This is a genomic window from Dyella acidisoli (assembly GCF_030160295.1).
Lineage (GTDB): Bacteria > Pseudomonadota > Gammaproteobacteria > Xanthomonadales > Rhodanobacteraceae > Dyella_B > Dyella_B acidisoli.
The window spans coordinates 1-14,884 of sequence record NZ_BSOB01000016.1 but is presented as its reverse complement, the minus strand read 5'-3'; the positions used below and the strand labels follow the sequence as shown (position 1 = coordinate 14,884).

11 protein-coding genes and 1 pseudogene are annotated in these 14,884 nt (G+C 62.0%); 5 read left to right on the top strand and 7 right to left on the bottom strand.

Annotation, left to right across the window (positions count from 1 at the left end):
• Positions 1–20 precede the first annotated feature (20 nt).
• Positions 21–1,010: a porphobilinogen synthase gene (gene hemB, locus QQJ86_RS09020; protein WP_284320603.1), complete on the top strand. Its 990-nt coding sequence runs from the start codon at positions 21–23 to the stop codon at positions 1,008–1,010.
• An 83-nt stretch (positions 1,011–1,093) separates the two neighbouring features.
• On the opposite strand, the gene QQJ86_RS09015 is transcribed toward hemB, so the two are convergent.
• A complete protein-coding gene (locus QQJ86_RS09015; RefSeq protein WP_284320602.1) occupies positions 1,094–1,474 on the bottom strand; it encodes a tautomerase family protein in 381 nt (126 codons plus the stop codon).
• Positions 1,475–1,494: 20 nt separating this feature from the next.
• Positions 1,495–2,097, bottom strand: coding sequence for a DUF4865 family protein (locus tag QQJ86_RS09010; protein WP_284320601.1), 603 nt, complete (start codon positions 2,095–2,097; stop codon positions 1,495–1,497).
• Between the two features lie 73 nt (positions 2,098–2,170).
• On the opposite strand from QQJ86_RS09010, the gene QQJ86_RS09005 reads away from it, so the two are divergent.
• Positions 2,171–3,043 carry a LysR substrate-binding domain-containing protein gene (locus QQJ86_RS09005; protein WP_284320600.1) on the top strand — a complete coding sequence of 291 codons (873 nt, stop codon included), beginning with the start codon at positions 2,171–2,173 and terminating at the stop codon, positions 3,041–3,043.
• Between the two features lie 77 nt (positions 3,044–3,120).
• Here the strand turns inward: QQJ86_RS09005 and QQJ86_RS09000 are convergent, their stop codons facing one another.
• Complete coding sequence (locus tag QQJ86_RS09000) at positions 3,121–3,903, bottom strand: glutaminyl-peptide cyclotransferase (protein WP_284320599.1); 783 nt, start codon at positions 3,901–3,903, stop codon at positions 3,121–3,123.
• Between the two features lie 108 nt (positions 3,904–4,011).
• Between QQJ86_RS09000 and QQJ86_RS08995 the strand changes: the two genes are divergently transcribed.
• Positions 4,012–5,871, top strand: coding sequence for a monovalent cation:proton antiporter-2 (CPA2) family protein (locus QQJ86_RS08995; RefSeq protein ID WP_284320598.1), 1,860 nt, complete (start codon positions 4,012–4,014; stop codon positions 5,869–5,871).
• A gap of 162 nt (positions 5,872–6,033) precedes the next feature.
• Entirely contained in the window at positions 6,034–7,122 is a 1,089-nt protein-coding gene (locus QQJ86_RS08990; RefSeq protein WP_284320597.1) for a glycosyltransferase family 9 protein, read from the top strand.
• Between the two features lie 37 nt (positions 7,123–7,159).
• Here QQJ86_RS08990 and QQJ86_RS08985 read toward each other — a convergent pair whose 3' ends face one another.
• Both QQJ86_RS08985 and QQJ86_RS08980 read right to left on the bottom strand, forming a co-directional pair.
• Positions 7,160–10,597, bottom strand: coding sequence for an ankyrin repeat domain-containing protein (locus QQJ86_RS08985; RefSeq protein WP_284320596.1), 3,438 nt, complete (start codon positions 10,595–10,597; stop codon positions 7,160–7,162).
• Positions 10,598–10,665: 68 nt separating this feature from the next.
• The gene (locus QQJ86_RS08980; protein ID WP_284320595.1) at positions 10,666–10,959 is read right to left on the bottom strand and encodes a YcgL domain-containing protein; all 294 of its coding nucleotides are present in this window, start codon (positions 10,957–10,959) and stop codon (positions 10,666–10,668) included.
• A gap of 351 nt (positions 10,960–11,310) precedes the next feature.
• Between QQJ86_RS08980 and QQJ86_RS08975 the strand changes: the two genes are divergently transcribed.
• Positions 11,311–12,726, top strand: coding sequence for an OmpP1/FadL family transporter (locus QQJ86_RS08975; RefSeq protein WP_284320594.1), 1,416 nt, complete (start codon positions 11,311–11,313; stop codon positions 12,724–12,726).
• Positions 12,727–12,796: 70 nt separating this feature from the next.
• On the opposite strand, the gene QQJ86_RS08970 is transcribed toward QQJ86_RS08975, so the two are convergent.
• Both QQJ86_RS08970 and QQJ86_RS08965 read right to left on the bottom strand, forming a co-directional pair.
• On the bottom strand, positions 12,797–14,212 hold the full coding sequence (locus QQJ86_RS08970; protein WP_284320593.1) for a coniferyl aldehyde dehydrogenase: 1,416 nt from the start codon (positions 14,210–14,212) through the stop codon (positions 12,797–12,799).
• Between the two features lie 6 nt (positions 14,213–14,218).
• Positions 14,219–14,884, bottom strand: a pseudogene (locus tag QQJ86_RS08965) (TonB-dependent receptor); the annotation flags it as partial.

Genomic DNA, 14,884 nt, shown 5'->3' with positions numbered 1-14,884 from the left:
TTCGCAAGAGATTTTTCTCCATGAACTTCCCCTCCGTTCGCATGCGCCGCATGCGTCGCGATGCTTTCTCCCGCTCGCTGATGCGCGAGCACACCCTGTTGCCCACTGATCTGATCATGGTGGCCTTCGTGATCGAAGGGGAAGGCAAGCGTGAGGCGGTGCCGTCGATGCCGGGCGTGGAGCGCCTGTCGATCGATGGGTTGCTGGATTTGGCAGGCGAATGCGTGCGCCTCGGTATTCCGGCGCTGGCGCTGTTTCCGTCGCCGGATGCTTCGGCGAAAAGCGAAGACGCGGCCGAAGCATGGAATCCGCAGGGCTTGATGCAGCGTGCCACGCGCGCGTTGAAGGCGAAATATCCGGAGCTTGGTTTGATCGGCGACGTGGCGCTCGATCCGTACACCACGCACGGCCAGGATGGCCTGATCGACGAGCATGGCTACGTGATGAACGAACCCACCGTGGAAGCGCTGATCAAGATGTCGCTGGCGCAGGCCGAGGCGGGCATGGATTTCGTCGCGCCTTCCGACATGATGGACGGCCGTATTGGCGCGATTCGTGATGCGCTGGAAAAGGCCGGCCACATTCATACGCGCATTCTTGCGTATTCGGCCAAGTATGCTTCGTCGTTCTACGGTCCGTTCCGCGATGCGGTCGGTTCTGCCGCGAATCTCGGCAAGGGCAATAAGCACACGTATCAGATGGACATCGCCAACAGCGATGAAGCGCTGCGTGAGGTGGAACTGGATATCGCCGAAGGCGCCGATGCCGTCATGGTCAAGCCAGGCTTGCCGTATCTCGACGTGTTGCGTCGTGTGAAAGACGCTTTCGGCGTGCCGACGTTCGTGTATCAGGTAAGCGGCGAATACGCGATGTTGAAAGCCGCCGCGCAGAACGGCTGGTTGAACGAGCGCGCGGTGGTGCTCGAAACGTTAACGGCGTTCAAGCGTGCGGGGGCGGATGCGATTCTTACGTATTACGCGATTGATGCGGCGCGCTGGTTGCGCGAATAGCTTTGTTTTCTGACGTGCTTTGATTGAAGCATGCGTCATCCCGGCTTCGCCTGGATGACGGTGAGGTAGCTTGGGAATTGCGATCACACGTATTGAGCAATCCCGTTTCCAAACGACCAATTCTCCTTCGCTGTTTCCAGCAAATTGATAAACACGTCCTCCGGTCGTAAGCCTGGATCGGCCGTCAGCTTTTCTGCCACGCTGCGATAGAACGCCTGCTTCTGCTCCACCGTACGCGTGTTGTTGCAAGCAATCTGCACGATCACCAGATCATCGCTGCGTGCGATACCGAGATAGTTGGGGTCGTAGTCGAATTCCTCCGCATCATGCTGACTGACCAGGATGAAGCGATCGTTTTCCGGCACGTTGAAGCTTTCGCGCATGGCGTTGTAGATGCCGTTGCGAAGCGCGGCGATGTACGCAGGGGATTTGCCGCGGCGTAAAGCGATGCGAACGAGAGGCATGGGGGATTCTCCTCGGAGGACTAGTGCTTTGCAGAAGGTTGAGAGATGTGCCCGACTTGGTAAATGTCCACGTTTTCGCCGGAAAGGCCAGCCATATCACGCCATAACCGAAAGCGCATGGCTGTCCAGCTGGTCGGATCGAACGCGCTGATCGCGGCGATGGCGCCGCGATCGAGGTCGGCGCGAGCGTTTGCGTGCTCGGTGTCGCGTACCGTGCCTAGCGCGGTGTAGTCGGAAATCGATACGGTTTCGCAGCTTGCATGCGTGGCGATGGACAGGTCCGGCACCGCTTCCGTGTGCCACATCGACCATGTGCGTACGACGGGTCGGCCGAACGATGCAATCACGCCGGCAAAGCCCGCGCCGCCGAGAAAATCGTTCATCCCCTGCGTGTCATGCCAAAGGTAGAACGGTGCGTAGCGATTCTCGCGTCCGGTGGCATACGGCGCTTGGCGATCGGCGTAGAGATAGGCCTTGAACGCAAGCTGTGGCAAATCATCGGTGAGATGGCCGCGGTCGGCGATGCGCTTGCGGATGATCGCCATGTCGTAATCAGCGGGAAGGGTGATGCGGTACTGCATGGTCAGCATGGTGAATCGCTCCGCGGCGAGGCTTGACGGCATCAGCGTATCGGCTCAGCATGATTCTGAAAATCGGGAAATTGTGAATTGATAATCCCGAAAAACAGGATGATCTATGAGCCGTATCCATTTCGATCTGGACGTCATGCGCAGCTTTGTCACCGGCATCGAGCTGGGCAGCTTTGCGAAGGCTGCCGGCCGGCTGGGTCGTTCCACCTCGGCAGTCAGCGCCCAGCTCAAGAAGTTGGAAGACCAGGCCGGCACGCCGCTACTGCGCAAGGCAGGGCGGGGCATGGCGCTGACCGAGGCGGGCGAAGTGATGCTTGGCTATGCGCGCAGGCTGCTGGAACTCAACGATGAAGCGGCTACCGCTGTGCATGGCGTGCAGCTGGAAGGGCGCGTGCGACTGGGCTTGCAGGAGGATTTCGGTGAAAGCCTGCTTCCCGAAGTGCTGGGGCGCTTCAAGCGTGCTCACCCCAAGCTGCGCGTGGAAGTACATATCGCGCGCAACACCGTGCTGATGCAGTCGCTGGAATCGGGCCGACTGGATCTCGCGCTCGCTTGGGAAACCGAGCCGCGCCCGCCATATGGCCAGCATGTCCAAATCTTGCCGATGTGTTGGGTTGGTACGGATACCGGACAGCTTCCCTACGAGCCTGGTGAACCGGTACCGCTGGTCATGTTGGATGCGCCATGCCTGATGCGCACAGCGGCTATCGATGCACTGGATCGAGCCGGTCTCGCGTGGCGCATTGCATTCACCAGTGCGAGCTTGGCGGGAACTTGGGCAGCCGTGAAAGCGGGGTTGGGCATCAGCGTGCGTACACCGCTTGGCCTACCGAATGATGTGCGCACTTTGGACGCGTCGGTGGCGAACCTGCCTGCGCTACCCAAGCTGGGTCTTGCGCTCTATCGCAGTGAGGCCGAACTAGCACCCGTGGTGGCGCGCTTGGCCGAGCTGGTTTTACAGCGCTTGCAGACCACCTAGGTTGGGGTGCAAACCCCAACATTGCCATATCTACACAGAGACAACGATGTTTGGGTTTGTACCTCAACCTGCACGGCTTATTGGCCGGAAGGTGGCGTCAACGTGATCTCATAAATCGACGGCCACCGCTTGCCGGTCACGAACAGCCGATCGTGTTTCGCGTCGTAGGCAATACCGTTGAGCACATCGTTGCCGGGATCGCTGAGTGTCTGCGGGTCTGGAGCCAGTCCGGTGAGATTGATCACGCCGACCACTTTGCCGTTGGCAGGATCGATCTGCACGATGTTGTGGGTCAGCCACACGTTGGCATAGATCTGCCCTTTCACCCATTCCAGCTCGTTGAGATTGATCAACGGCTCACCCATCGCGGTGACGTCGATTTTGTCGACTTGCTTAAGCGTTTCCGGATCGAGCACGCGGATGGTGGCAGTGCCGTCGCTCATGTAGATGCGGCGGCCGTCCGTGGTGAGTGCCCAGCCCTCGCCGGGGTAGGTAAACGAACTAAGCCGCTTGAAGCTGTGCAGGTCGTACACGTAGCCGCGTTGCGATTGCCAGGTGAGCTGGACCAGCTTGTTTTTCCAAGCCACGATGCCCTCGCCGTAATCCGGCGGCGGCAGCTCGACCTTTTGCAGCACCTTGCCGGTGGCGAGATCCACCTTGCGAATGGTCGACTGGCCTTCCGTGCCGGTGCTCTCGTAGAGATAACCGTCGAGGTAGAACAGGCCTTCCGTGTACGCGCTGGTGTCATGCGGATAGGTATGCACCACTTTGTAGCCATAGATCGGAATGCCCGATTGTGCATAGGCAGACGACGCCAACAGCAGCGCGAACAGAACGAGCAGACATGTGATCCGTTTCATGGAGCCGGATCATCGCACGCCCAACACAGGCCCGTCAGCCGTGTATTTGCGCTATACGCCGTCCGCGCGTGAAATAATCGATCGCAGAAACTTGCAGGCGAAATAGGCGTGGGCAGTCATCATTTTCTGCAGACAGCGGTGATATTCCTGTTGGCCACGGTGATCGCCGTGCCGATTGCCAAGCGCTTCCGGCTGGGGGCAGTGCTTGGCTATTTGCTGGCGGGCGTCGTGATTGGCCCGGCCGAATTGCGTTTGATCGCCGATCCCAGCGGTGCCAGCGACATCTCCGAGTTCGGCGTAGTGCTGATGTTGTTCGTGATCGGCCTGGAGCTTTCGCCACAGCGCCTGTGGGTGATGCGGCATGCGGTGTTCGGCGCCGGGCTGCTGCAGGTGCTGGGGACCAGCGTCGTGCTTGGCGCGATCGCCCACCTTGGATTTGGTTTGGCGCCCAGCGCTGCGGCCATCGTTGGCGGCAGTCTCGCGCTGTCCTCCACCGCGTTCGGTCTGCAGATCCTGACTGAGCGCAAGGAGGCGTCGTCCGCTTATGGTCGCCAATCGTTCGCGATTCTGTTGTTCCAGGATCTGGCGGCGATACCGCTGATCGCGGCCATCCCTTTGCTGGCCTCGTCTTCGCATCAGGGTATCGATCCGCTCGCCGCACTGCGTACCGTTGCGGTGATCGTGGCAGTGGTGATCGGCGGGCGCTATCTGTTGCGGCCACTGTTCCGCTTCGTGGCACGCGCCGATTCGGTGGAGGTCTCGACCGCGACCGCGTTGCTGGTGGTAATGGGTACTGCGCTGTTGATGGAAGAATTCAACGTATCGGTGACACTCGGCGCGTTCCTGGCGGGCGTGCTGTTGGCCGATTCGGAATACCGTCACGAGCTGGAATCGAACATCGAGCCCTTCAAGGGCTTATTACTTGGCTTGTTCTTTATCAGCGTCGGCATGTCGATGCGGATCGACTTGTTGCTGCAATCGCCACTGTTGGTGCTGGGACTGACGTTTGGTCTGCTGCTGGTAAAGGGCTTGTTGCTATGGCCACTCGGGCTCACGGTGGGTCGTCTGCATCGCATGGATGCCTTGCGCCTTGCCGTACTGCTGGCGAGCGGTGGTGAATTTGCCTTCGTGGTGCTGCGCCAGGCCAGTGATCAAGGATTGCTCGGCGAACAGCAGGGTGCCTTGCTGGTGCTGGCGATCACGTTGTCGATGGGGCTGACGCCGTTGCTGGTGGCGGCGATCGGCAAGCTGATCGGCGCAAAGAAGAAAGCCGAACCCAAGCGCCCCTTCGATACCATTACGGTCGAGCATCCGCGCGTGATCATCGCCGGCTATGGCCGCATGGGTCAGATCGTTGCGCGCATTCTTCGTACGCGGAAAATCCCTTTCGTGGCGCTGGACCATTCGGTCGAACAGCTAGACATGGTGCACCGCTTCGGCAACGACAACGATATTTTTTACGGCGACCCGGCGCGCCCGGAACTGCTGCGCGCAGCGCAAGCCGACAAGGCCGAGGTGTTCGTGCTCGCCACCGACGATGCCGAATCTAGCTTGCGCGTGGCGCGCACGGTGCGTCGCCAATATCCGCATCTGAAAGTCATTGCCCGCGCGCGCAACCGTCAGCACGTGTGGCGACTGATGGATTTGGGCATCGAGGAGCCGGTGCGCGAAACGCTGTTCTCCAGCCTCAAGATGAGCCGAAAGACACTCGAAGCGCTCGGCCTCAGTGCGGAAGAAGCCACGGACGAGGTGGAGCGTTTTCGCCACAAAGATGCCGAGCTGCTCAAGGTGCAATACCTGGTCTACGACGACGAAGCCAAGCTGGTGCAAACCACTCGCGAAGCCATTGAGGATCTCAACAAGTTGTTCGAAGCGGATGCCGAAATCGCGCCGCCGCCGGACAAAGGGCCGGACGAGGATACGCCGTTGGTGGCGGATGACGAGCAGCCTGAATCCGGGAAGGCGTGAGTCGCGGCGTAGATCGTCACGCGATTTTTATCTTCGTCGGGTAAGAACACGCATCGCATTTCGCGCTGCGTGTTACAGCAAGAAAATGCGGTAAGTTTCCTGTAAGCAGTCGGCAAGCATGCTTGCCTGATGTGAACCGTTGACGAGCGCATACCGCTTCCCATGCCGACACTTTTTCACCCACTCGTCATCCGCTACGGCCGCCTCGGCGATACGTTGCTGTTGCAGCCGTTGCTGCGCCGCCTGCACGCGCGTTATGGGCAGGCGTGCACACTGTTGGCAACCGGCAGCTATGCGGTGGATCTCTACCACGACCACCCTGACGTGGCGGAAGTGATCGCGCTGCAATCGCGCCATCGGTCGTTTCTGTTGAGCCCGCAGCAATGGCTCGTGCTTCGCGCGCTGCGGCGCATGCGGCACGTGCCGGTGTACGTATGCGAACCGCAGCCGCGTTCGCTGGAGCGCATCCGCTTGCTGCTGAAGCTGGCGAGTATTCCCAGCAACCACTGCGTTTTTCTCAACGATATTCCGCTGGCGCCCGGTAGCCACTGGATCGAACACTTGCTGGAACTGGCTGACAGCACGCCGGCCGCCTTTAGCGACCGCTTTGCGAGCGTGTCATGCGTCACCAGTGCGGTACCCGCATTCGCTGTCAGTGCGAAGGATCGTGCTGAATGCGACCAGTGGCTTGCGCAGCGTGGACTTGCCGGGCATCCGCTAGTGCTGCTGCAACCGGCGAACAAGCGCACGATGCGCTGGAACGGCGTGCGCAAGGCCAGCGATGACGATAAATCCTGGCCGATCGAACACTGGGTGCGTATCGGCACGGCGTTGCGTGCGCTTCTGCCGCAGGCGCGCATCCTGCTGTGTGGATCACCGGAGGAGAGCGCTTATCTGGAGAGCATTCGCACAGCCATGGCGCAACCCGGCGTGGAAGTCGTCGCCAAGGAACTGCCATTGTCACGGCTGAAAGCGGTGCTGGCGATGGCACACAGCATGATTTCCGTGGATACGGGGCCGGCACATCTCGCGGCTGCCATGGGATGTCCGCTGGTGGTGATGTTCGGCAACGGATCGGTCAGTCATTGGCGACCGCGCAGCGGCACGCCTGAAGCCGTCCACGTATTGGGTGGACCACCTGTCCGTACGCGCGTCGATGCGATCGCGCCGGAAGAGGTGATCGAAGCGTGGCGATCGTTGCCGGCTCGTACGAGCGCTGCAGAACCCGTGGAGTTTGCACGGCTGCCGTAGGCTGGGATGACAATCCCAGCCTACATGCCGAAGTGGATCAGTCGGGTTGCGCCGGCTGCCGCAAGGTCTGCCGCACACTGGGGATCACACTATGGCGCGCGGCCAGTTCGTGCGCGATGTCGATCAGGCCCAAATGCCGCGCAACATCCGCTGCCGTGCGGCCGAAGGCATCCGCCGCGTTGCGATCCGCGCCACGCGCCAGCAACACGCGGGCGGGCGGTAGCAGCGCGTGCATGGCGCAGGCATGCAGAGCGGTAACGCCGCGCTGATCGGCGTGTTCGATACGTGCACCCGCATCGAGCAGCACGGGCAGCAGCGCGCCGATATGCGTGGGATCGCAGGCGCTGCCGGGGCGCAGATGCGCACCGAGTAAAAGCAGCAGCGCCGTTTTACCTTCGCCATCGGCAAGATTGGGATCGGCTTTGCGCTTGAGCAGCACGTCGAACAGACGCCGTGCGCGCAGGCTGTCGTTCTGTTCGAAACCAAATTGCGAAGCAGCATGCAGCGCACTATGTCCACGCGCATCGACCGCGTTCGCGTCGGCACCTGCGTCGAGCAATTGCTCGGCAATTTCCGGATAGCCTTGCACGGCGGCGATCATCAGCGCCGTGGCGTCATTCGGCAAACGTTGGTCCACGGCGGCGCCGTGTTCGAGCAGGAGTGCCACCAGCGCTTCGCGCCGGGCTGCAACGGCCGCGGCCAGCGGCGTCATGCCGTTGTCGGCGGTGGCACTGATATCCGCGCCCGCGTCGATCAACGTCATAGCGACTTCGCGATGGCCGGCCCCGCAGGCATGCAGCAACGCCGTGGCACCCTGCTTGTCGCGCGTATCCACTACAAAGCCCAGTTCCAGCAAACGGCGCACCGCGGTGTCCGCGCCAAGCGTTGCTGCGTGGATCAGGTCATCTGCGCGCAGCGGACGGCGCGGGCGTTGCCAGCCGTTCCAATCGAGCCAGCGTTCCAGTTCCGGATGTTCCAGTGCCAAGCCAAGCGGCGTTTCGCCGTTCGCATCCATCGCTTCCGCATCCGCGCCATGTGCGGCCAGCGCACGCACCAGCGGCAGTGCGTTGGCGCCATGCTCCAATGCAGCGAACAGCGGTGTGCGTCCGCTGCTGTCACGGGTATTCGGATCGCAACCGCGCGCAAGCAGCGCTTGCAATACAGCAAGTTGACCATTGGCGGTGGCCAGGTGCAGCGGCGTGCGCTCGCGTTCGTCCACGCCGAACGGGTCGGAGCCACCTTCGAGCAGCGCAAGCGGCAGCAAAGATGTGTGCTGCAGGCGGTTGAGCGTTTGGGCCAGCAAGCCGGTGCCGGCAGGACTGGCACCGGCATCGAGCAGATCTTCGATGGCCTCGGCGCTTTCCGGCAGCAGCGATAGCAGCGCGTCGAACAACCGACGGCCGAGCGGCGGCAACGTGGGCTGCTCGCTATCCAGCTCATCGACCAACTGCGGTTGCAAGCGCGCTTCGGCCTGCAATCCGCGATCGAGCAGCCAGCGGCGCGCGGGGCGCAAACCTGGTTCAGTCAATTCCAGATACAGCTGCGCGAGTTGCGCCTGCGACCAATCGCGCACGCGCAGGGTGAAACTGGAAACGATGGCCCAGTGGCCGAAGCGCAGTGCATCGAGGAGATGCGCGGGTGTGTCGGCGCCTTCGGAAATTGCCTCGATATCGAGGCTGGCCGGCAGCGGTGTATCGGGATCAAGCAGGGCGACCAGATCCCAGCGACCGCTGGCGGCGGCGTGATCAAGTGCGCTGCGGCCATCACCGCCCGGCGCTTTCGGTTCGGCACCGAGTGCGAGCAATGCGCGCACTGTTTCGACTTGCGCGCTAGGCGATTGGCAGGCGAGCGTCAGCGCATCGCGGCCATGTTGGTCGCGCGCGCGCGCATCCGCCTGCGCGTCGGCCAGCAAAGCCACCACGCCGACTGCGCCGGCACGCGCGGCCTCCATCAGTGCGGTGCTGCCATGCTGATCGGCCAGGTTTACGTCGGCGTTTGCGGCGCAGAGTGTGCGCGCGATCTGTTCGTGTCCTTCGGCGGCGGCGGCCATCAGGGCGCTGCGTTGGCGTGCATCCAACGCATTCACAGCCACACGATGCTTGAGCAGCAGCTTCACGCCGGCGATATCGTCATCAGCAATACCCGCAGCGGCGACCAGCGCCGGCTCGCCATGGAGGATGGTGCTCTTGGCGCCGCGTTCGAGCAGAAATTTCACCAGCGGCCAGTTGGCAGCGCGACAGGCGATCGACAGTGGGCTACCCCCGCTCTTGTTGAGCGCATCGATCATCGCACCGGCATCCAGCAGCATCGCCGCAACCGTCGGCTCGCCGCTGAGCACAGCGCCATGCAGCGGCGTGTTGCCGTCGGTATCGGTGGTAAGTGGATTGGCGCCGTTAGTGAGCAGCGTCATGACTGCATCCGCCCGGCCGTGCCAGCTGTCACGTGTAGCGGCGAGCAGCGGCGTGAGGCCGCCGCTGGCGCGATTCACATCGGCGCCCTTGGCGATCAACGCGCGCAACAGGCGGGTGTCCGGCAGCAGTGCGGCCAGCATCAGTACTGGGCGTTGATCGCGATCGTTCGTCGCGGGAACGGTATTCGCATCAGCGCCGGCTTCCACCAGCGCGAGCGCACGCGCGACGTCTCCGCTGCGTGCGGCGGCCAGCAGTGCCTGAGCTTGTTCAGGCGTGCCGGCGGTCCGTTCCTGCTCGCTCAGCTGCGGTGCCACTGCGATGACCGGTTCGGCTCGTTCGTTGGCCTGTTCCTGCCGGCGCGGACGGCGGCTTTCGCACAGCATGACGCGCAAGGTGCGGTTGGCGATGATCAGGCATCCCAGCGGCATCAGCAGCACGGCATAGAGCACCAGTGCGGCGGTGCGCATTTCCGATGGCAGCACGCCGTACAGGCCGCTCAGCGCGATCGCCGAAAACGACAGCATCAATAACGCCAGCGCGCTGGGCAGAAAATGGCTGAAAAAATGCTCTTCGCGCGACAGGTGGCGGCCGAAGGCCACGCTGCGTGCGGTGGCCGTAAACAGCCAGGAGCCTTCGCCCTGGCCGTGCGCGGGATACGCGTCGTCCCACACATATACCAGCGCAAAAGCCGGCCACAGGCGCCACAGCGCCATCAACGCCACCACCAGCGCCGCTGCGAGCAAGAGGCTGGCACCCAGCGTGGGATGCTGGCTGAGGCGCAGCATCGGCCAGGCGATCAGCAAAAACACCAATGCGACGTAGCACGTGAACATCGCCAGATGCGCCGCGCCCCGCCGCATGACGGTGCGGAAAAAATCCGGCTCCGGATCGAAGCCGATCGCGTGGCACACCGCCGCCATGGTCAAGGTATTGGCCAGCAGCAGCGGAATAAGCGCAAGCGGGTGCGCGTCGAAAGCGGCGACGCCGGCCATCAGCAGCCCAGGCAGGAACCAGGCGAGTGAGATGAGCGCGGAGGAGGGGTGACGCGATTTGATAGGTGGCATGCGGGGGAGTATAGGAACCAGTAGCGTGTCAGACGGTAATCAGTCGTTAACAGCCATCGCTGCGACGGTCATTCCTCCTCGCCTTTGGGGGCGTGCGGCAGATCATGCGTGGACGTAGGCACAGACAGCGTATCCTGCGGCGGCAGTTGCAGATGCCAGCCTTGCGTGCGCAGGTGCTGCATCACCACATCGACATCTTCGTGCGGCAGGCGCCGGTCCGGATGCAGCTCCACTTCGAGCACGAAGCGCAGATCACCCAGCAACAGCGCCAGCGATGCCGGCAGCACGTCGAAGTTGTCCCTGCGCTCCAACCATAGATAGGTATCGGCCTTGCGCTGGCTGGCGTAGACGAAGCAATGCATGGCTATGCCTGCGGAAAGTCGTAGGGGGGGCCGAAGGTTATCAGTACCAGTGAGTATCGTCGTCACTGAAATGCGAAGGGTTGGAGCGGGGGCGAGCGGCAAACGTAGTGGGTGCGATAGCAGGTCGCCTGGAAGAAAAAGAGAGGCTAGCTTTCCGCCGGGACATACCCAGGATCACCCGTTCTCGATGCTGCAACCGCACTTGCACAGCTTGCATCGAGTGGGCAGAGTTCCGGCCAGGGGTATCAAACGCGCGTATGAATTTAGTCCGCTCAGGCCCCGCTACGACCCGAGCCGCAGGGGTGTGTTCGACCTCTCGGCGAGTAACCAAAAGAAAAGCAGGAGCATGTGATGCACACGTTCTTTCGTAACACCGCCCGCGGTGGCCGTTCGTTTGCCCTGACCGCACTGGGCTTGGCCGTTGCCGGTGCGCTGGCGGCGCCCCATCAAGCCCACGCCAGTTCCTTCCAGCTGAAGGAAGACACTGCGCAAGCCATGGGCCGTGCCTATGCCGGCTCGGCGACCGCCGGTGGCGACGTTTCCGTGGTGGCCAATGCTCCGGCCGCGATGAGCGATCTGAAGGGCACCTATTTCCAGGCCGACGTTACCGCCATCAACTTCAGCGCCAACTTCACCGGCACCGCTCATGATGTGCTGGGCAATTCGATCGGCGGCAGCAATGGCGGCGATGGCGGCACCACCATGCCGGTACCTTCGTTCTTCTTCACCACCCAGGTGTCCGACCGCTGGCACGTAGGTGCTTCCGTCACCGTACCGTTCGGTTTCAAGACCGAGTACGACAACAATTGGGTGGGCCGCTACAACTCGATCTACTCCAAGTTCGAGTCGCTGGACGGCACCATGTCCGCCTCGTTCGATGTCACCGACACTTTCAGCCTCGGCGCCAGCGCCATCGCACAGCGCACCAGCGCCACGCTGACCAACGCGATCAACTTCTCCAGCGTCGGTCTCGGTTTGGCCGGACCGGGCACTTCGCTGAACTTGCCGCCGACCGTTGTGTATGGACTGATTCCTCCGGGAACGGATGGCCTGGCACGCATTACCGGCAGCAGTTGGGCCTGGGGCTGGCAGGTCGGTGCGTACTGGAAGCTCGATCCGCAGGATCGCTTCTCCTTCAACTATCGCTCTAAGATCAAACACCGACTGCAAGGCACCGCCAACTTCAACGTGCCGCAGAACGTGTCGACCCTGATCGGGCAGCTTGCGCCCGTGCTCGGCTTGAACACCAGCCAATTGCCGTTCCAGCACACCACCGGCACGGCCGACTTCACGACGCCAGCCGTGGCGACCGCCAGCTACTGGCATCAAGAGGACAAATTCGGTTTCGGCGCCGACCTGTCCTGGACCGAGTGGGACGTGTTCAAGAACCTCACGGTGAACTACGGTAACCCGTCGCAGCCCAGCAGCACGCAGGTGTTCAACTGGCATAACTCTTGGTACTTCGCGTTCGGTGGTGATTACTACCTCACCGACAAGCTGACCCTGCGCTCCGGTATCGGTTACGACAAAACCCCGACCTACGCAGCTACCCGCGAGCCACGCGTGCCGGATGAGACACGCAAGCTGTTGTCCGTGGGTCTGGGCTACAAGGCAACCGATCACTTCACGATCAATGCCTCGTACGCGCACATCTTCGTGAACCGCGCTGCGATCAATGGCGTGACGAGCGCCACCGACGATACGCTCACGGGCTCGTTTGACGATGCAGGCAATCTGTTTGCGCTGTCGGCGGTTTACAAGTTCTGATGGGTTGAGCTGGATGATCCAAAAACCTCCTCGCGCAAGCGAGGAGGTTTTTTAATGGCCGAGTGCGCGCTCAGCCCCTACGCAAAAGAATTTCCAGTAACTGCCGGAACCGCTTCCCATACGGCGGATTGAACAAGCCCACACCGTTGAACCGCGCTTGCCGGAACACCGGCTTCATATGCGAGAACGTGCGGAATCCTGCTTCACCGTGATAACCACCCATGCCCGACGGCCCCACGCCGCCGAACGGCAGGCCATGCTGCGCAATGTGGTAGAGCGTGTCGTTGAGCGTGACGCCGCCGGCATGCGTGCGGGTAAGCACCTGGTCGATGCGCGTCTGGTCTTGCTCAAACAGATACAAGGCCAGCGGACGCGGATGACGCGATACATAGTCGATCGCTTCATCGAGCGTGTCGTAAGGCACCAGCGGCAGCAGCGGGCCGAAGATTTCTTCCTGCATCACCGGCATGTCATCACGTACGTCGGTCAGCAGCGTTGGCGTAAGCAGTCGTTGCTCCGCACGATCCGTCGTGTCGCTCAAACTCTCACTGCGTGCACCGGCGCGCACTGCGCCATCGCGTAGTTCAACCAGGCGCTGATAGTGCCGGTCCGTGGCGATGCTGGCGTATTGCCGGCTGTTGGCGAAATCCGGATACAGCCGCGCCGTGGCCTCGCGCGCGACGGAGGCAAAACGCGTGACATCCGCGCGCGGCAACAGCACATAGTCGGGTGCGATGCAGGTCTGTCCGGCATTGACCAACTTGCCGAGCAAGATGCGCTCCACGGCATGCTCGAAACGCGCGCCGGGGCCGAGAATGGCCGGTGACTTGCCACCCAGTTCCAGCGTGACCGGCGTAAGGTTCGCCGAGGCGGCGCGCATGACGTGATGGCCGACGGAGGTCGAACCGGTAAACAGCAGGTGATCGAATGGAAGCGCTGCAAAGGCTTGTCCTACGGACGCATCGCCGTTGACCACGATCACTTCGTCGGGTTGGAAATGCTGCGCGACCAGTTCGGCGAACAATTGCGAGAAGCGCGGCGTGTATTCGCTCATCTTCACCATCGCACGATTGCCCGCCGCCAGCGCATCCACCAACGGTCCGGCGGCAAGAAACAACGGATAGTTCCACGGCACGATGATGCCCACCACACCCAGGGGTTGCGGATGCAGCGCGGTGCTAGCTGGCAGAAACGCCATGCTCGCCATGGCTCGCTTAGGTTTCATCCAGCGCCGGCCGTGACGTAGTGCGTGGCGGATCGCCGACAGGCTGGGGAACACTTCCAGCAAGTCGGTTTCTTCGCGCGGACGGCAGCCGAAATCCGCCTGGATCGCGGCGGCGATTTCATCGCGGTGCTGGTTTATCACGGCCTCCAAAGCGCGCAGGCGGCGTGCACGCGTTTGCCAATCCGGCAATGGATCGCGTGCCTGCACGGTGCGCAGGTGTTGGAGTTCGACGGAGAGATCCAGGCGGTCAGGTTTATTCATGGCATTTCAAAACCTCGCTCGCATTTCCACCCCAAACGTACGCGGCGGTGTAATGGTCGCATACGGCGTCCCAAAATCATTCGTGCTGTCGTTGCCAATGCCCAGCACGTAGCGCTTGTTGAACATGTTGTTCACGTATACGCCGACACCCCAGCGCTGATCCGGCGTATGCCAATCCAGCCGCCCATCGGTGCGCTGCTGCGACGTGCCGATCTTGAACGCCGTCGTGGCAAAGCAATTGCCCTGGAATTCGGAATCGGCATTGCAGCGCGTGTGGCCGCGATACGCGTACTGCATGTTGAGCTCCAGATCGCCGCGGTAGACGCCGTGCCAGGTGTAATCAAACCCGGCCGTCATCGAGAACAGCGGCTCGCCGGTGGGCTGCCCATCCAGCACTACGCCCGAGGTCGACGTGCCATGCACATAGGTGGCATCGATGTACTCGCTGGTGACGTTCAACCGCAGGTTGGCCGTCGGCTGCCATTGCGCTTCCAGATCGATGCCATGCGCATGCTGGTCGGAGGTCTGCACCATGTAGAACGGCACGCCGGAACCGGAGTAATTCGGGTTGAGCACCGACGACTGCAGGTTCGAGTAGCGGTAGTAGTACGCCGAGGCGTTGAACAGCAGGTTGTACTCGGGCACGACGGTCTTGAGGCCAGCCTCGTAGTT